The following is an 18940-nucleotide window of genomic DNA, read 5'->3' on the forward strand; positions in this document are numbered from 1 at the left end:
ACTCTCAATATAAGAAAAAATAATTTTTCACATAGGTCCTTACGCCAACTTTCTGATTGAATGACACTCGCATTTTACCAGTATCTTATTCTGGACGATTATTCGCATTAGGATCAGGCGTGAAATCAGGCTTAAATCCATCATAAATTACATGCGTTACCATTCCAGCCGATGCATGATGCAAATCATGGCAGTGGAACATCCAATTACCTGGATTGTCTGCTTTAAATGCTACAACATATTCTTCGCCAGGTTTCAAATTCAAAGTATCTTTAATAATTGGAGACCCTTGAACTGCCTTGCCATTTTTGCTCAATACTTGGAAGAAGTGACCATGTAAATGCATCGGGTGATCATCACTTTTAGAGTTATTGATCAATTTTACTTTTACCAAGTCTCCTTCTTTAACTTGAAGATTATCTGTATTTGGAAATGTTTTATCATTAATTGTATACTTTTTCTGCATTTTATGGGAATCAGTGTTTAAATCCATGGTGTATTCTAAATCATATTTCTGGTCAAGTGAAAACTCTGCTTTCTTCTCTTTACCGTATGAAATTAGATCGAATATTGGTAATTTTTCTTTCTCATCGGATTGATCAACACTTTCACCCGAAAATCCTTCGTACTTAATTAATGCTTTCATTCCTTGAGTAGCTTCCATATCTCCATGACATTCTAGATACCAATTACCAGGGTTGTTTGCATTAAATTCTATATCGTAACGTTCGCCAGGAGCGATAGATATTAATTCATCTTTAATTACCGCTGGATCATTTATTTCTTGTCCATCAGTACCGATGACTTTAAAGTCATGACCGTGTAAGTGAATCTTGTGGGACATAAAACCAGCGTTAACCAGTCGAAGTCTCACTTTATCCCCTTCTTTTACAGGTAAAGGAGTAACATCCTTCCCACTTTTCCCGTTTATGATAAACGTATCATACATGCTGCTCATGTCATGTCCCATATCAGCATCATCAGATTTTTCTTCTTCTTTCATATCCGTACTGCTATGGTCCATGCCCTCCATGCTACCGGAATCAGTGCTCTCGTCCATCTGCATTGACCCCTTGTCACTCATCCACTCATCTAATACCAGAGAATAGTCTTTATCGAATTTCCCATCATTTTTACCTTCAATAATAAATGAACCATAAAGGCCCTTGTCTACTTGGTTTACTCCATCTTGATGAGAATGATACCAATACGTTCCAGGAACAGAGGCATTAAACTCATAAGTAAAACTCTCCCCGGGTTGTACTGCATTCATTGTTAACCCAGGTATTCCATCCATATTATTAGGAACAGGTATACCGTGCCAATGAATTGTCACAGGATCTTGCAACTCATTTTTAAGATTGATTTTAACATCTTCCCCTTCTTGAACTCTAATCTCAGGTCCAGGGACCGAGCCATTAAAAGTCCAAGCCGTTATATCTTTTCCCTCTGTTAATGTGTGTTTACGTACTTGTGCAACTAATGTAAATTCATTTTTTTCTATTTTTTCAGTGGAGACAGTTGGTTGTAATCCCTTAGTTGTTGTGTCTTCAGCTTTTCCTTCTTGTTCTTGTTTCTCTCCCATATCCATGTTGCTGTGGTCCATGCCGTTCATTGAATTTGAATCTGAACATGCACCTAATATTAATATGAATAGGAGAAGGCTAAAAATCTGTATTAGTCTTTTTGTCAAAGTTGACACCTCCGTGTAATTTCTTAATCAATACTACACCTAAAGTATGGAGAATCTATGCAGATAACTTGGTGGACTTATATATTTATTAATTCTCCCCAAATTATAGGATTAATTAGTATTCTATTTAGACAATAAATAAGGTGTTAAAGTTTTTGTAGAATAAAAGAGGCTAACCCTATTTCTAAACTAATTAAAATTCGAATAAACCTTATCAAAGCAAAGTGTTTCTATATCGAAACTTAATGTTTCATATTACTTTGGTTCAAAAAACATAGGTGCTAAGCCTGTTGCAATAGTATCCCAAGTAGCCACAGCTAAAAAATAAACTTACATTATCCAACGCCTTTGCGATAAGGGTTTTTAATTTGAAATACAATAGGATATAAGTGTAATAATACATTTTACTTAGACGGAAAATAAAAAACGAACCACTTAAGTAAGTCGTTTCAACGTCTTAGTTCGAAATTTTTGCGCGTTGTAAACGTAAAGCATTTAATACAACCGATACAGAACTAAATGCCATTGCAGCTCCAGCTAGCCAAGGTGCCAAAAATCCTGCAGCTGCGATAGGTATTCCTACTGCATTGTAGGCTAACGCCCAGAATAAGTTTTGTTTAATATTACGTACAGTTAAACGACTCATTTGAATCGCATCAACAGCACGCATTAAATCTCCTTGCATCAATGTAATATCCGCGGCTTCCATCGCAACCGATGTACCTGTACCCATAGCCATACCAACATCTGCCGTTGCTAAAGCCGGTGCATCATTTAGTCCATCACCTGCCATTGCCACCCGTTTGCCTTGAGCTTTTAGCTTCGCCACAACGTCTGCTTTTTCAGTTGGTAAAACACCAGCGAATACTTCTTCTATCCCTACTTGTGCTGCAATCGCTTGTGCAGTTCGCTCCTGGTCTCCTGTTAACATAACGACATGCAATCCTAATTTTTTCATTTCTGAGATAGCCGTTGCTGAAGAGTCTTTTACTGTGTCTGCAACTGCTATTAATCCGGCGTATTTACCTTCTACGGCTATAAACATAACGGTTTTACCTTGCGATTCTAATTCACTTGCTTCTGTTTCATTGAAAGATACCTTCGACTCGTTCAGTAACTTTCGAGTACCAATCAATAGATTTGAACCATCAACTACTGCACGAATTCCGTGCCCAGGGATGGCTTCAAATGATTCTACCGAAAGTTTTCCATCATCGCCATACGCAGTAATTGCAGTAGCGACAGGGTGCTCAGATTGACTTTCGGCTGCAGCAGCAAGTGAAACGATACGGTTGTGTTCAAATCCTTCTGCTACTACGAATTCAGTCACTTCCGGTCGACCATTCGTGATTGTACCCGTTTTATCTAAGACAATCGTATCGATGTGTTTTGTGTTTTCCATAGATTCTGCAGTTTTAAACAAAACTCCTAGTTCTGCAGCTCGACCAGATCCAGCCATAATAGATGTAGGTGTTGCTAATCCAAGTGCACATGGACATGCAATTACAAGCACGGCAATTGTGCTTTCTAACGCATTTGCAAATTCTCCTGGAGAGAAAATGAAATACCATGCGATAAAAGTCAGTACAGCTATACCCACAACGATTGGCACAAAAATACTTGAAATTTGGTCAGCTAATCGTTGTATTGGTGCTTTTGATCCTTGTGCTTCTTCAACTACACGGATGATACTCGATAGCACAGTATCTTTACCAATATTCTGTGCTTTTACACGTAAATTTCCATTTGCATTAACGGTTGCTGCATAAACAACGTCACCTGTCGCTTTATCTACCGGCAAGCTTTCACCCGTTAACATTGATTCATCTACTGCAGAATTTCCTGAAATGACTTCTGCATCAACCGGAATAGATGAACCTGGTTTAATCATCAGGATGTCTCCTATTCGAACTTCATCAATAGGAACTTCTTGTGTAATGCCATCTCGCTCCACGAATGCCATTTTGGGTTGAAGTTTCATTAGCTTTTGAATGGCATCGGAAGAACGACCCTTTGCTCGAGCTTCAAAGACTTTACCAAGAATGATTAAGGTGATTAACACTGCACTTGTTTCAAAATACAAGCCAATACTATGGGTACCTATATGCTCTAAATTTATTAATACTAGATAAACACTGTAAAAATAGGCAGCTGATGTTCCTAAAGCAACTAGTACATCCATGTTGGCACTTTTATTGCGCAGTGCAAAGTAGGCACCTTTATAAAATGTCCACCCTATCCAAAACTGTACAGGAGTTGCTAGTGCCCATTGCACAAAAGGATTCATTAAAAATTCTGGTACGTACATCCATGAAGTGAATGTAAAGTGAGCCACCATAGTCCATAAAAGTGGAAGAGATAACAGCGCTGAGATTAGAAATAGACGAGTTTTCTTTTTAATTTCCACTTTACGGTGATCTACTTTTTCACCCTTTTGTTCATTCTTAAATTCAGCGTCGTATCCAAGGGATTGAATTTTCTTTATAAAATCATCCGGTGACAAAACGGTTGGATCAAATGAAACACGACCTGTTTCTAAAGCCAAATTGACCGTTGCGTTTTGTACTCCCTCCATACGATTAAGTCCTTTTTCAATACGCGTGGAACAAGCTGCACAAGTCATACCTATTATATTTAAATCTACTTCTTCCTTCATTACGTCATAACCAAGAGTTCTAATTTTATCTTGTAAAGAAGATACGTTTGTTTCCTCTTCGTTAAACGAAACACTCGCTTTTTCAGTTGCAAAATTAACCGTCGCACCAGAGACACCATCCATACGTTGTAATCCTTTTTCTATTCGATTCGCGCAAGCCGCACAGGTCATACCCGTTATCGCAATATCGGTCTTTTTTTCAGCCACTTTATTTCATCCCTTTCATACCATGGTAGGGTATATTTGATTTAAAAAAATTACTGCGATTTACGCAGCAATTTTCTTATTAAGCCCCTACAGAGTATCCTTGATCTTCAATCGTATCTGTAATTTCTTGAACATCAACCTTGTTATTAAATTCAATATCTACCGTACCGTTGTTTAATTGTACATTCACTGTCTCCACGCCGTTAATTGCACCTACGCTATTTTCAATTGATTTTACACAATGTCCACAAGACATTCCTTGTACTTGTAAAGTAACTTGATTAGCCATTTTAAATTCCCCCTCTTATTTTCTCATTAATTTTTGAAACGTAACTAACAATTCATCGAGCACTTCTTCATCACCTTCAGTTAATCGGTCAACTACACAGCCTTTTAAATGCCCTTTCAAAAGCACTTTAGCTACACTGTTCAATGCACTTTGAGTGGCAGAAAGCTGAGTGATAATATCATCACAATAAACGTCTTTATCTACCATGCCTTTAATGCCTCGAATTTGACCTTCAATACGGTTTAATCGATGAACTAAATCTGTTTTTACAGTTTCAGGATGATGACTTTTTCTACACGATTCATTAGAGACCACAGGACTCAATGATGATTCTTCCATTATATTACCCACAAACCAGCCTCCAAACTTTATTACATTCATTATATGATACCTACTAGGGGTATGTAAAGGATATTTAATAATTTATTTTTAAACTCTAACCATAAAGAGCGATCATAGTCTATATTTGACTCATAAATCCTCTATTTCACTACACACTCCTGTTCTAATTTCTTCTTACATAAAAAAGACAAAAGGCCAGCTGAATTATTTCGGCTAACCTCTATACAAGAATTGTTTTTATTAGTGATGCTTTTACCAACAAAGTTGAAGTGTTATTTTAAAAATTCTCTAGTCCGATACGTTGAATAAATTTATGAAATGGCTCTCTCTTTTTACCATTCTCCGAATAATAACACACCATTTTGTCAATACGAGTATACAACTCTTCAGGTGTTAACTTTTCACCCACAAGTTTTCCTACCTCTGCATCAAAACCTTTTGACTTTCCTCCTATATATAAATTGTACGTGTCTTTCATTTTCATAATACCAATATCCGATACCATCGGTTCACCGCACCCGATAGGACAGCCAGTATATGCTGGTTTTAAGGTTAGTGGGACAGGAATTCCTGATATTCTACGATTAATTTCTTTCGCCACAGGCATACCTTCCTCTTCAGATCCTTTACAAAAGTTACAAGTCCGCAAGCTTTTTACAAAGTTACCCACAGGATAACAATGAAGACCAACTTGTTCAAACTCTTTTTTGATTTCTTCGAACTTATCTTCCTCAATTTCCAGATACAACTGTTGGAATGTGGTCAGTTCAATTTCGGCATCTTGCGGTAAGTATGACGCCAAAGTCATCAGCTGTTTTGCATTTAATTTGGCGCCAAATGCGATCCCACCATTTACAGCAATTTGAATAGTTTTAGATATACTCATACTAATGCTCCACTTCGTTCAGAAATTCCCATTTTCGAACTACCAAAACAATGGCATGCAACAGATTGTACTTTATCAATTTGTTCAAGAGAAGGTACGACATTGTGACAAACTGCCTCTTGATGCGGACACCTTGAAACAAAAGCACACCCTAAAGTTTTTTTCGTCGAATCGACTTCTCCATCCAAAATCATAGTTTCACGATTTTCAATAAAGGAATTTAAGTCTTTCACTACAGACACGAGGGCTTTTGTATATGGATGAGTAGGAAAGTCGATAATTTTCTGTGTTTCACCTATTTCAACTATGCTCCCTTGGTACATAACCGCAATACGATCACACATATAACTAGCAGTAGATAGATCATGCGTTATGAACAACATTGTCAACCCCATCTTTTCACGTAAATCTAACAATAAATTAAGAATTCCAGCTCGAACTGATACATCAAGCATGGATGTCGGTTCATCGGCAGCAATAAAGGAGGGTTCCAAAATAACTGCTCTCGCAATTGCAATCCGTTGTCTTTGCCCACCACTCAATTGGTGTGGAAACCGATTCAAGAAATCTTCAGCTGGAATCAGTTCAATTGCTTCCGTTGTTTCCTTAACTTTTTGATATTTCTCTTCCTTTGTCATATTAGGTTTATGTGCATGCAAAGGTTCCATCAGGATGTCGACGATACGCATCCCGGGATTTAATGTATCGTATGGATCTTGAAAAATCATTTGCATGTCTTTTCGAACTTTCGTTGTTTTCTCATCTGACAATCCACAGAGATTTTGACCGTTAAACAAAATCTTCCCATTAGATTCATTCATTAAGCGCATAATCATTCGTACGGTTGTTGTCTTTCCGCAACCACTTTCTCCTATAATACCCAAAATCTCTCCTTTTTCTATCGAAAAAGAAACGTTATTAACCGCATAAACATCTGTTTTCTTTGGCTTAAGAAAGGATCCCGAGCGCCGCACAAAGGTTTTCTTTAAGTTAACGACTTCAAGAAGTGTAGGTAAGCTCATGGTTTTCCTCCTCCAAGAAGCAAGCAGCGAAATGACCTGGTTTGACTTCTTTTAATTCCGGCTCCTCAACTTTGCATCGTTCAAATGCAAAAGGGCATCTTGTATGAAAACGACAACAAGATTTAATATTAACAAGATTCGGCACCGTGCCTGGAATAGAAACAATTTTTTTATCACGATTTATTAAATCAGGAGTTGCATCCAGTAATGCTCGAGAGTATGGATGACGGGCATCGTGCAAAATGTCATCTGTTGATGCCCATTCAACCAATTTACCTGCATACATAATCGCAATTTTATCTGATATGGAGGTCACCATCGGTAAATCATGCGAAATAAGTATAATCGATAAATTCATTTTTCTTTGTAAATCCTTAAGTAGTGCAATTACCTGGGATTGGGTCAAGACATCTAGTCCTGTAGTAGATTCATCAGAAATAATCATTTTTGGATAACAAGCTAGAGCCATCGCAATAGCAACACGTTGTTTCATCCCACCACTAAATTCATGCGGATACGATTTCCATCGCTCGCGATCAATTCCAACCAGTTCCAACAAGACTTTTGTTCGATCAAGTGCTTCTTTTTTCGATACATGCTCATGTATAAGGATGGCTTCCATAATCTGCTCTCCAATGCGATGAACGGGATTCAATGCATTCATTGCACTTTGAGGAATTACAGATATTTCGCTCCACCGTATATCATATAAGTCAGCTTCTGATGCACTAATTAATTCTTTTTCATGAAGAAAAACCTTTCCTTTCACAACTTTTCCGGGATATTCAATCAACCGTAAAATTGACTGTGCAACTGTTGATTTTCCACAGCCCGATTCTCCTATAAGTCCCAAAATTTCGCCTTCTTCAACAGTAAACGAAACATTCTCGACAGCCCTCGAAATCCCTTTATCTGTTTTATAAAACGTTGATAAATTTTCCACAGATAAGACCGTTTTACCCAAGATTTATCGCTCCTTTCTCAATCGAGGATTCATTATTTCTTCCAATGAGTAACCTGTAAATGCAAAGCCAATAACGAGTGTAGTAATCAGCAAACCAGGCGGTAATACCCACCATAACCAAGCTTCAGTTAAAAATGCACCACGAGCTTGAGCATAGTACAATATAGTTCCCCAGCTCTTTACAAATGGATCACCCAAGCCAAGGAAACTTAAAGAAGCTTCTATTAATATGGCACTACTTGCAGCCATTACAAATTGGGATAAAGCGATGGGAATCACCCCTGGCATGATGTGTTTCAACATTATTGTTGAGGCTTTTGTGCCTATTGATTTTGCAGCTTCGACATAGCCTTTAGTCTTTAAGTTCAATACTTGAGATCGAATCACCCTTGCAGGTGATGCCCAAGAAATTAAACTAATAACGAGAATGATATTCCAAAAGCTTGGTCCAATAAAAGCTGCTAAGAGTATCATCAACGGCAAAAACGGAACCACAAGTACCAAATCAACTACTCTCATCAAAAAGTTATCTACTTTACCACCGTAATAACCTGCTACGATACCGACGATTATCCCCAATACAATTGAAATCAACGCCGCAATCACGCCAATCATTAAAGATATTCGCGAACCATATATCAGTTCACTGAGAATATCTTGTCCGACATCATTTGTTCCTAACAAGAAAGTGGAACTTGGTTCTCCAAAGGGTTGACCTACTCTTTCCATTGGATTAAATGGTGCCAATAATGGAGCAAATAACGCAATGATTAAAAAAAGGCAAAGTATACTTAAACCAAATAACCCCAATTTGCTTGATGATAACGTCTTCCAATAATAGCCCCATCGATTACTTTTCACGTTGTCCACCCACTTTCGGATCAATAAATGGGTACAAAATATCAGCCAGTAGATTTGCGATAACCACACTGAACGTGATTATTAAAAATGTTGCTTGAATAAGTGGGTAATCTCGACTCACGACTGATTCAAACATTAAACGGCCAACGCCCGGATATGCAAATACGGTTTCTATCACCGTTGCTCCACCTAACATGAAACCAAGACTTAACATAAACACTGTAGCAACTGGTAGTAGGGCATTTCGCATGGCGTGTTTATATTTGATTACTCGATCTCGAACGCCTTTAGCTTTTGCCATCATAATGTAATCTTCACCCAGAACATTAAGCATCGAGTACCTCATAATCATAAAAGTGTTGGTGACTGAAATAAGAACCAAAGTAGTTAATGGTAATACTAGATGTCTTAAAATATCAAAAAAACGATCCATTCCCGTCAAATTAGACCACCCAGATTCCGCACCAAATACGGGAAACAAACCAAGCTGGGCAGAAAAAATTGATACAAGTATCATCCCTATCCAAAAAGAAGGCATTGCACTTAAGAACATAAACATCGTCAATAAATTAGCATCAGTAGATGACCCTCGACGCCAAGCAGATAGTGCTCCAAACATTACCCCAATGATGGTTGATATGACAAGACCAAGTCCTGCTAATAGAAGCGTCCAAGGCATTCGCTCTTTTAACAAGTCTGCAATGGATCGTTTTTGCTGGTACGAATAACCAAAATCTCCCGTAACAATATTTTTTATGTAAGAAATATATTGCTGAGGAATAGAGTCATTCAATCCATGCTTGTCCAAAATCTCATTCTTTTCTTCGCTTGTCATGAAACCTACATCTTCACCTGCTAGGAAAACCAGTGGATTTCCGGGCATTAAACGAGGCAACAAAAAATTAAGCGTCAACATAAGGACAATGACTAAAAAATATTGAAGAAACTTACCCACGTAGAATTTAAGCATTCCGTTCACCTCCGTACTTCAGGAGTATTCCTGTACATGTGAATGTACAGGAATACGAATGAAGTTTATACTTCAAATTCGTCTTTCGTACCAGACGTTTTACGTTTACGGATAAAGAGAATATACACGATAAATGCAACTACTAGTCCTGCAAGAATATATAAGAAGAGCATGTTTCCACCTTCATCGGCTTCACTAACAATCGATGCCTCTTCAGAGTCTTCTACAACTTCTTCCTGAACATCAACGTTTGGAGAAGATCCACTCCAATCACCAGCTACGAATGACATTTTATTAATGATCCCTTTCCCTACTTGGAAAACATATTGATCAAAAACTTCCGGATTGTAGGCATTTACGATTTCTTGATAGTAAAGGGTGGTAAACGGTACATCCTCCGAAACAAAAGCTTGCATATCTTTTATGATTTGCATTCGTTCTTCTTCTTCAAAAGTGTCCATTAATTGTTGACTCAGTTCATCAAACTTTTCACTTTTGTATCCACCGATATTTACCGATCCGATGGTTGGATCCGAATGGAATAATTCGACCATACGATCTGGGAACAATTGCATCGTATTTGACCAACTCCAAAGTCCCATATCATAGTCCCGTCCTTTACTTACATCAAAGTCCGGCCACATAAGTGAGTCCACCGTTGTCGCATCCATTGCTTTTACCTGATTTTTAATGCCAATTTCATTAAGTGCCTCAGAAACAAGTTCAGCTGTTCGAATTCGTATTGGACTACCGGAATAGACAAGAGTTGTAAGGTCAATTGTCTCCCCATTTTGACCTTCTACAAAACCATCTCCGTTTGTATCTACAAATCCTGCATCAGCTAAGGTTCTTTTTGCTTCGTCTACATTAAATGATACTTTCAACTCCGTATTATGGGCAGGTGAGGATGGATGGATAAATCCTGGACTCCCTACTTCTGCATAACCAAGTAATACGGTATCTACTAAATATTGTTTATCAATGGCCAAATCAATTGCTTTTCGGAACGGTGTTTCAGACATCGGATATTTTTCTGCATTCACTTGAAACAATGTCGTACTATAACCTGGACCTCTTGCAACTTTGATAGCATTATTAGACTCGAATTGTTCTACCAGTTCAGGAGAGATACTTGCTGATATGGCATCCAACTCCCCAGCTTGTAAAGCATTAAACATCGCTGTCGTATCTTCGATGATTGGAAAAATAATCTCTTTTGTTTGGGGTTCGCCCTTGAAGTAGTCTAGGTTCGCTTCAAATTTGTAGTATTGACCTGATTTATGTTCAACAAATTTATATGGACCACTACCTAAATTATTAGTTTCGTCATCTGGTGCCGTTATTGATGACCAAATATGTTCTGGTAAAATTGGCAAATCCGCTAAGGGTTGAATCATGAAGTTTGGATCTGCCTTTGAAAGTGTTAAAGAAAATTCTGTATCACTTGATACTGTAATTGATGAAATTTGACTTAAGGGATTTGTAAAACGTGACTTGGGATACTTTACAAAGTAATCCATTGTAAACTTAACATCATTCGCCGTTAGTGGTTCTCCATCATGCCATTTAACATCTTCGTGCAATACAAATGAGTAAGTTAAACCGTCTTCACTCATGTTATAATCTTTCACTAACCATGGTATGGGCTGATTATTTTCATCTAGTTGAAATAAATTGTCATAAAGAAGATTCACAAGGTCCAAACCCGGATAACCCGTTACATATGTATAGGGGTTTAGGGCATTTTCATCTTTCGTGATTCCAACTTTTAATGAATCGACGGATGAGGCAGCTTGAACAGATGCATTACTAAGTGCAAAAATGAGGAAAGCTGATAATAAGCTAATCAAAACCTTTTTCATATTTTTCACCTCTTCTTTTTTATACGATTAGCTGGTCTAGATGATAATTCCCATCTCTTCGATATGCCTCCGCTAAGGCAAAGCGACCATGGGAGGGAATTCCGTGATACATATGAACTGCTAAGTCTAGTACTTTATGAATCGCTTTTCCTTTTTCTGCGTCAGTTGTGAGTGTAGAATAACCAGGACTTAAAATCTCAGCTGTTTTTTCATCCAATATATGATCGAAATGAGAACCGCTGAATTCCATTTGACTTTCAAGTTGTGACATAGCCAGTTCTTTCTTATCCCAAACTTGTGAAATATCTAGTACCGTATTCGGATGATGAGGAGTCATGTAGTAAATTGTGGGAATTGAATGTGGCGCAAGACCTTCCATATCTTTCAAAGCAAAGTCTCTTGAAGCTAGAGCAATCGATTCAAGAATCAAAATCATTGCTGGTCTGCGGTCTGGGTCTAAATCATGATATGAATGTTCAGGATCTTGTGTAATGATGATGTCTGGTTTGACTTCTCGTATACGTTTTACTAGTTCTAATTTCATTTCAAAACTTAAGTCTACTGTGCCAGATTCAAAGTTAAAAAATGACACATCTTCAACTCCTAATACTTCTGCAGCTTTCCTAATTTGAGGTTGGCTTGTCTCACGACAAAGCATAATTGAAGCATAAGACTTTCCACCATTTAACACGTTTTTCGCTAAAGCTCCTCCACACTCAACAACTTCCATCCCATAAACTCCTAAGAACAATAAAGTTTTACTATTATCCAATCTATCTCCTCCTTAATATACAATACCCCTCTATAGTATGTTGGGGTTAAATGTATAATACAATTTTGTTATGTGAATGTAAACAAAATATTTAGATAATTTATATTAAAGTTCGTTTATTGCAGCTTTTGAATCAATCTAAGGTTAAACAAAAAAACCATAAATAGCCTGTATATTAACTACTAAAAGTCATCAATAGGAAGGTTTATCTATGGTGAAACGTTACGATTAAGTTTTTTGTTTTACCGTCAAATCTAGTCTCCATGTACTTTAAATTAATTTTTTAATAAACGTTCTGGTACTTGTTTCTCCTCTTTCATCAGACACAGAAAGAGTGAGCGATACCTCCAAGTCAAGAAAATAGCTCGAATTAATAAATCTAGAGCAATAGCGAGCCATATTCCAGCAATCCCCATTCCCAAATAAACTCCCATAATATAAACACCTATGATTCTGATTAGCCACATACCAATTGCTGTACTATACAATGGACTTTTTGTATCACCTGCCCCTTGAAGTGCCCCTGTTAATACAAGTCCAACTGCTAATGCAGGTTGTGCGAAAGCATCAATACGTAAAGCAGTGATAACCATTTGTATCGCTTCATTATCAGATGTAAACCAACTAGCCATCCAAGGAGCACAGAAAAACATGAATATCCCAACTATACTCATAAATACAATCGCAATTCCGGTTGTAATTATTCCATATTGATAGGCTTCTTTATATTTACCGGCTCCAATTTGCTGTCCCACTAATGTTGTGGCAGCAATTGCTAAACCATATCCAGGCATATATGAGAAAGTCTCGATATTACCGGCAATCGTATGAGCAGCAAAAGTTTCCGTACCAATATAGACGATTAGGCCAAAGTACAGAACCTGTCCAAAACGCATGATTAGTCGCTCTATCGCAGCAGGTGTAGAGATTTTAATTAACGAAGTAACTAAGGAACTTGAATTAATTGAGTCAAATAGGGAAAACGAGATACTGGATTTTCGAATGTAATAATAAAGTACCAAAGCACCTAGTATTCTTACGACGACAGTCGCCCAGGCAGCACCTGCAACTCCCCATCCAACCCAGCTACCTAACCCGAAAATCAGGACATAGTCAAGTCCGATATGTAAAATATTCATCCACCAACTTACATACATGGGCGTTTTAGTATCGCCGTATGCTCGTAATAAACTACCAAAGATAAGCATCAAAGCAATAAAAACAGATGGTATACCGACAATTCGTAAATAAGTTGCCCCTAGAGCAACCACTTTCGATTCAGCACCCATAAAACGAAGTAAAGAATCAGAAAAAAACAATGTAATTATCCCAAAAATGATCCCTACAATTATGGCGAGAATCGTAGATTGTTTGGCTATCGCTTTGGCTTTATCAACATCACCGGCGCCTATACTTCGAGCAATTAATGAGGAAGCACCCACACCGACAGCCATAAAAATAGCCATGTAAATAGCTAGGACCGCATTCGCTATTCCAACAGCTGTTACTTCTACTAACCCTAGTTTAGCTACAAAAAGTATATCTACGAATCCAACAATTGTTTGTAATATATTTTCAATCATGGCAGGGACAGCTAATACTAATATAGTCGACACCTGAACTTTTAAGTTTGATTTGTTTAGATATTTATCTTCAAACAAAAATATCACGTCCTTTTAAAGAAAATGGAAGTGCATTTTCAATGTGATATTAAAGAATTATTCACTATTATTAAGGATTTTCGTACACAGAATAAGCCTTAAGAGGGAGTTTTAGCTAAAAAATAAATTTTGTGTTTGTTAAATCACTTGAATTTTCAATCATTTCAATTTTATACCCATTAGGGGTATGTTATATTTAAAAAATTACTGCGATTTCCGCAGTAATTTTCTTATTAAGCCCCGACAGTGTATCCTTGATCTTCAATCGTATCCGTAATTTTTTGAACATCAACCTTGTTATTAAATTCCACATCTACTGTACCGTCGTTTAATTGTACATTAACTTTCTCCACACCTTCAATTGCACCTACGCTATTTTCAATTGATTTTACACAATGTCCACATGACATTCCTTGTACTTGTAAAGTAACTTGATTAGTCATTAATAAGTTCCTCCTCTTATTTTCTCATTAATTTTTGAATCGTAACTAATAATTCATCGAGTACTTCTTTATCACCTTCAGCTAATCGGTCAACTACACAGCCCTTAAGATGTCCTTGTAAAAGGACTTTAGCAACACTATTTAAAGCTGACTGCGTCGCAGAAAGCTGGGTAATGATATCGTCACAATATATATTCTTATCCACCATACCTTTAATGCCTCGAATTTGACCTTCAATACGGTTTAAACGATGAACTAAATCTGTTTTTACTGATTCAGGATGATGACTTTTTCTACATGATAAATCAGAAAACCCAGGATTCAATGTCGTCTCTTCCACTATATTACTCATCAAATCAGCCTCCATTCTTAATTACATTCATCATAACGTACCTACACGGGGTATGTAAAGTGATTGATAAATAAAAATCTCTTGTTTTCTATAAACTTCATTTGACTATCAGCTGTCCAATCATGCCTCCTTCTTTATGACCAGGAATTGTACAATAAAATTCATATGTTCCACCTTCATTGATAGAAAACGTCATTTCACTTGTTTTTTGGGGTTCTGCATGCAAATGAAGCACATTCTCCTCAATCCCATGTTGATGTTTAGATTCACTCACCATATTAAATGACACGTCTTTAATTTCTATATCATGTTCTATCTGATCCGAATTTTTCAATTCAAATGTAATGGGCATATTTTTTTCCACAACAACTTCCTGTGGGGAGTACCTCATTTCAGACGTTTCAATTACAATGTTTTGTGTTTTGTTTTGTGTTTTGTTTTGTGTTTCGGAAGTATTATGTGTATCTTGTTCGTCGTCACTAGAGAGGGATTTTGAAACTTCCTTCTCCATGTTTAATGAATTCCCTAAAAATAAAACCGTACATATCAAAAACGATGTTGAGATTGGCTTTAAGAACCAGCCCCTATTCTTTATAGTGTCCTTGTTTGGAGTAGTTAAGATAATCAATAATAGAATTGTACAAATCGAGAGGAGTAAAAAAATCTTGATGAACACATTTGCTTGTTCAACCGCAATCATTTCTCCTAGCATCGCCCCCATCATACCCCCCATCAAGCCAGACATTAACCCTTCAAGGAATGAGAGTAAACCAAAGCATATTCCGCATAGTGAACCTGCTATTGTACCGAAAGCCATTCCTAAAATAGTAGAAAGAAATAAATCGCCTTGGTATACAATTCCAAACGTAACCCCAGCAGTTAAGCCAACATTCATCCCTAAGAACATGGAAATGATCATACCCGTCATATGCGGGAAATGTTTCTTCCTTTTTAGACCTAATACCATGGATATAAGAGTTATAACAATTATTAAGAGTAAAACATATAAATGAAAGTCACTCAATTTTAATACCCCCTTTGGGTACAAGCTATGTATAAATAATCTAAATGATGCTTCCTAATGAAGAAAAAAAATGTATTTTTAACTTTATCTCCAATATCATTATTTCTGCATAGTTTCTGCATAATAAACGTTTACAATTTGAAGGTGGAAAATTTAAAGAATTGAACGGAGTTAAGACTTATGTGTGGATTTACTGGGTTTATAGGTGAGACAAAAAACTCATCAGCAGTTTTAGAAACAATGATGAACCAAATTATTCATCGCGGACCTGATTCATCAGGCATGTTTACAGAAAATAAAGCAGCCCTTGGCTTTCGACGTTTAAGTATTATTGATTTAGAGTCAGGCAGTCAGCCACTTTATAACGAAGATGAATCCTTCGTATTAATCTTTAACGGTGAAATTTACAATTTTATGCAACTACGAGAGGAACTCATTGCTAATGGCCACCTTTTTGTGACACATACGGATAGTGAAGTCCTCATCCATGGATATGAAGAATTTGGTGAAAAGTTGGTAGAGAAGATCCGTGGAATGTTTGCTTTTGTCATCTGGGACCGCAAAAATGAAAAAATGTTTGCTGCCCGTGATATGTTCGGCATTAAACCTTTTTATTATGCACAAATGAATGGAACTCTCTTATTCGGTTCTGAAATAAAGAGCTTCCTTCCGCACCCTCATTTTAATAAGGAACTAAATGAAAAGGCATTAAAGCCGTATTTAACCTTCCAGTATCCAGTATTAAACGAAACATTTTTTAAAGGTGTTTTTAAATTACCAGCAGCACATTTTATGACATACAAAAATGGACAAATTAATATCCAACGCTACTGGTCACCCAAGTTCAATCCAACAAAACAACCCCTCGAAGAGATTGTTGATGAAATTGATCAAGTTGTAAGAGAGTCTGTGGAGTTCCATCGAATAAGTGATGTGAAAGTTGGCTCCTTTTTATCAAGTGGCGTGGATTCGAGCTATGTAGCTTCCGTGTTAAAACCGAATAAAACCTTCACAGTTGGTTTCAGTGATAAAAACTTTTCTGAGATTGACAATGCGAAGGCATTATCCGATGAACTTGGTATCGAAAACGTAAATGAAATCTTAAGTCCAGACCTTTGTTTTGATAAATTAGAAGATATTCAATATATGATGGATGAGCCCCATTCAAATCCTTCAATCGTTCCATTATATTTTTTAGCAGAACTTGCAAAACGTGATGTGACAGTAGTACTTTCGGGAGAAGGTGCCGATGAATTATTTGGTGGCTATGCTGAGTATGACACGACAAATACTATGAAAAAGTACAAAAAACTTCCAACGTTAATTCGTAAATCTTTGGGTGTAATTGCGAAAAGACTTCCTGAAGTTAGAGGCAAAAACTTCTTAATAAAAGGTGGACTTTCTGCAGAAGAGTGGTTTATTGGTCAAGCAAAAATATTCGAAGAAAAAGAAGCACAAGGCATCTTAACAAATGGGTATAATAATGCTCCTACAGTTAAAGAAATCGTGAAGCCGTACTATGACCAAGTTAAACGAGAAGATGATGTTACGAAAATGCAACATTTAGACCTACATCTTTGGTTAGTAGATGACATTTTATTGAAAGCAGATAAGATGAGTATGGCACATTCAATAGAGTTACGAGTTCCTTTCTTAGACCGTGAAGTAATGAAAACGGCTGCCAAAGTACCTGTGAAATATCGGGTAAATGACCTTGATACGAAATTTGCATTTCGTTTAGCTGCAGGACGAGCACTTCCTAAAGAATCAGCAAACCGGAAAAAAATCGGATTCCCAGTACCTATTCGTCACTGGATTCGAGAAGAAAAGTACTATATGAAAATTAAATCTCATTTTGAAAGCCCACAAGCTGCACAATTCTTCGATCAGCAAGAAATCATGACTTTGTTAAATAGTCATTATGAAGGCAAAAAAAATAACGCACGAAAAATTTGGACAATATTCATGTTCTTGATTTGGTACAAGAAGTACTTCAATTAAAAGGTTCTTTGATGTGATGGAAACAGGTTCTTTAAGAAAGTAACCTGTTTCTAAGCTTCAATGAATAACTAAATAACAAAGATGGAAATTAACAATAAATTTCTTTATGTATAAAATAGAAACAAAACTATTCCAATCACCAATAAATGAACTGGATAAAAGGCTTTATAAAAATTTCGAGGTACTGATATTTCCGGTAGTTTATGACTGTACATAATGATGAATGTCCCGATTAGGCTTAACATTTGTCCGCTTACAAACAATCCCGTTTCAATATAATTATAAAAAATGTTAATTAACACATGGCTGACAATTAAGGTAATCGGTTTTTCTTTTAAAAAGTAATAGAGAAAACATAGCAATATTCCATAAATACCATAGCTCATGTAATCCGAATAAAACAAAATTGTTGAACTTACGCTGATCAATAGGATCCATTTTAACAAACCTTGAAATTCTTCATAAATCACAATGCAAACTGCTCCAAAAAAAAGCACAAATACTACATTTAATTGTATTTCTTGAAACACAAGATTGTATGGAACTTGTGAAAGTACGGCAATAAAGAACAATCGCTTAATGTATCTTTTTCTATTACTGGTTCTTTTGATTCCAATAACAATAAAGTAACAATACAATGGGAAAGAAATTCTTCCTATCACACGTAATATTGGATAATCCGAAAAAAAAGCATAGCCTAGATGATCAATTAACATTGTTAACATAGCAATCCATTCTAACAATCTAACTCCCCTTCCTATTTATTGCTTCTTTATTGACATATTTCCTCAGTTGTTGCCCAAACTGAAATTCCCCAACTTCCCTTTTTTTATTGATTTAATATAAGATATGTTGAAAATATGGAGAATTTATGCAGAATTAAATAATTCAAAAATATAAAATACCCTCACGTTCTTTTCTTATTTAGGTCTGGA

17 protein-coding genes are annotated in these 18940 nt (G+C 36.6%); 1 reads left to right on the forward strand and 16 read right to left on the reverse strand.

Annotation, left to right across the window (positions count from 1 at the left end):
• Positions 1-85: 85 nt before the first annotated feature.
• The 15 genes from C8K15_RS14000 to C8K15_RS14070 all read right to left on the reverse strand — a co-directional run bounded on the left by C8K15_RS14000 (position 86) and on the right by C8K15_RS14070 (position 16004).
• Positions 86-1693: a multicopper oxidase family protein gene (locus C8K15_RS14000; protein ID WP_108587015.1), complete on the reverse strand. Its 1608-nt coding sequence runs from the start codon at positions 1691-1693 to the stop codon at positions 86-88.
• Between the two features lie 457 nt (positions 1694-2150).
• Positions 2151-4520, reverse strand: coding sequence for a heavy metal translocating P-type ATPase (locus tag C8K15_RS14005; RefSeq protein WP_233260505.1), 2370 nt, complete (start codon positions 4518-4520; stop codon positions 2151-2153).
• A gap of 115 nt (positions 4521-4635) precedes the next feature.
• A complete protein-coding gene (gene copZ / locus C8K15_RS14010; protein WP_108587017.1) occupies positions 4636-4845 on the reverse strand; it encodes a copper chaperone CopZ in 210 nt (69 codons plus the stop codon).
• A 15-nt stretch (positions 4846-4860) separates the two neighbouring features.
• Complete coding sequence (locus tag C8K15_RS14015) at positions 4861-5184, reverse strand: metal-sensitive transcriptional regulator (RefSeq protein ID WP_108587052.1); 324 nt, start codon at positions 5182-5184, stop codon at positions 4861-4863.
• A gap of 280 nt (positions 5185-5464) precedes the next feature.
• Entirely contained in the window at positions 5465-6073 is a 609-nt protein-coding gene (locus C8K15_RS14020; RefSeq protein ID WP_108587018.1) for an NAD(P)/FAD-dependent oxidoreductase, read from the reverse strand.
• Positions 6070-7095 carry an ABC transporter ATP-binding protein gene (locus C8K15_RS14025; protein ID WP_108587019.1) on the reverse strand — a complete coding sequence of 342 codons (1026 nt, stop codon included), beginning with the start codon at positions 7093-7095 and terminating at the stop codon, positions 6070-6072. The genes C8K15_RS14020 and C8K15_RS14025 overlap by 4 nt, the downstream gene beginning before the upstream one ends.
• On the reverse strand, positions 7073-8059 hold the full coding sequence (locus C8K15_RS14030; RefSeq protein WP_108587020.1) for an ABC transporter ATP-binding protein: 987 nt from the start codon (positions 8057-8059) through the stop codon (positions 7073-7075). Before C8K15_RS14030 ends, C8K15_RS14025 begins: the two co-directional genes overlap by 23 nt.
• A 3-nt stretch (positions 8060-8062) precedes the next feature.
• The gene (locus tag C8K15_RS14035; protein ID WP_108587021.1) at positions 8063-8920 is read right to left on the reverse strand and encodes an ABC transporter permease; all 858 of its coding nucleotides are present in this window, start codon (positions 8918-8920) and stop codon (positions 8063-8065) included.
• Positions 8910-9890 (reverse strand): ABC transporter permease, encoded by a 981-nt coding sequence (locus C8K15_RS14040; protein ID WP_108587022.1) that lies wholly within the window; start codon positions 9888-9890, stop codon positions 8910-8912. Before C8K15_RS14040 ends, C8K15_RS14035 begins: the two co-directional genes overlap by 11 nt.
• A gap of 65 nt (positions 9891-9955) precedes the next feature.
• A complete protein-coding gene (locus tag C8K15_RS14045; RefSeq protein WP_108587023.1) occupies positions 9956-11752 on the reverse strand; it encodes an ABC transporter substrate-binding protein in 1797 nt (598 codons plus the stop codon).
• Between the two features lie 19 nt (positions 11753-11771).
• Complete coding sequence (locus C8K15_RS14050) at positions 11772-12524, reverse strand: PIG-L deacetylase family protein (RefSeq protein ID WP_233260500.1); 753 nt, start codon at positions 12522-12524, stop codon at positions 11772-11774.
• A gap of 275 nt (positions 12525-12799) precedes the next feature.
• A complete protein-coding gene (locus C8K15_RS14055) occupies positions 12800-14107 on the reverse strand; it encodes an MATE family efflux transporter (RefSeq protein ID WP_108587054.1) in 1308 nt (435 codons plus the stop codon).
• 311 nt (positions 14108-14418) lie between these two features.
• A complete protein-coding gene (gene copZ / locus C8K15_RS14060) occupies positions 14419-14628 on the reverse strand; it encodes a copper chaperone CopZ (protein WP_108587024.1) in 210 nt (69 codons plus the stop codon).
• A gap of 16 nt (positions 14629-14644) precedes the next feature.
• Positions 14645-14980: a metal-sensing transcriptional repressor gene (locus C8K15_RS14065; protein WP_108587025.1), complete on the reverse strand. Its 336-nt coding sequence runs from the start codon at positions 14978-14980 to the stop codon at positions 14645-14647.
• Positions 14981-15077: 97 nt separating this feature from the next.
• On the reverse strand, positions 15078-16004 hold the full coding sequence (locus C8K15_RS14070) for a cupredoxin domain-containing protein (RefSeq protein ID WP_108587026.1): 927 nt from the start codon (positions 16002-16004) through the stop codon (positions 15078-15080).
• A gap of 180 nt (positions 16005-16184) precedes the next feature.
• On the opposite strand from C8K15_RS14070, the gene asnB reads away from it, so the two are divergent.
• On the forward strand, positions 16185-18005 hold the full coding sequence (asnB, locus tag C8K15_RS14075) for an asparagine synthase (glutamine-hydrolyzing) (RefSeq protein ID WP_108587027.1): 1821 nt from the start codon (positions 16185-16187) through the stop codon (positions 18003-18005).
• A gap of 104 nt (positions 18006-18109) precedes the next feature.
• Here the strand turns inward: asnB and C8K15_RS14080 are convergent, their stop codons facing one another.
• Positions 18110-18748 (reverse strand): TraX family protein, encoded by a 639-nt coding sequence (locus C8K15_RS14080; protein WP_108587028.1) that lies wholly within the window; start codon positions 18746-18748, stop codon positions 18110-18112.
• Positions 18749-18940 lie beyond the last annotated feature (192 nt).

It is taken from the genome of Paenisporosarcina sp. OV554 (assembly GCF_003058165.1).
Taxonomy (GTDB): Bacteria; Bacillota; Bacilli; order Bacillales_A; family Planococcaceae; genus Paenisporosarcina.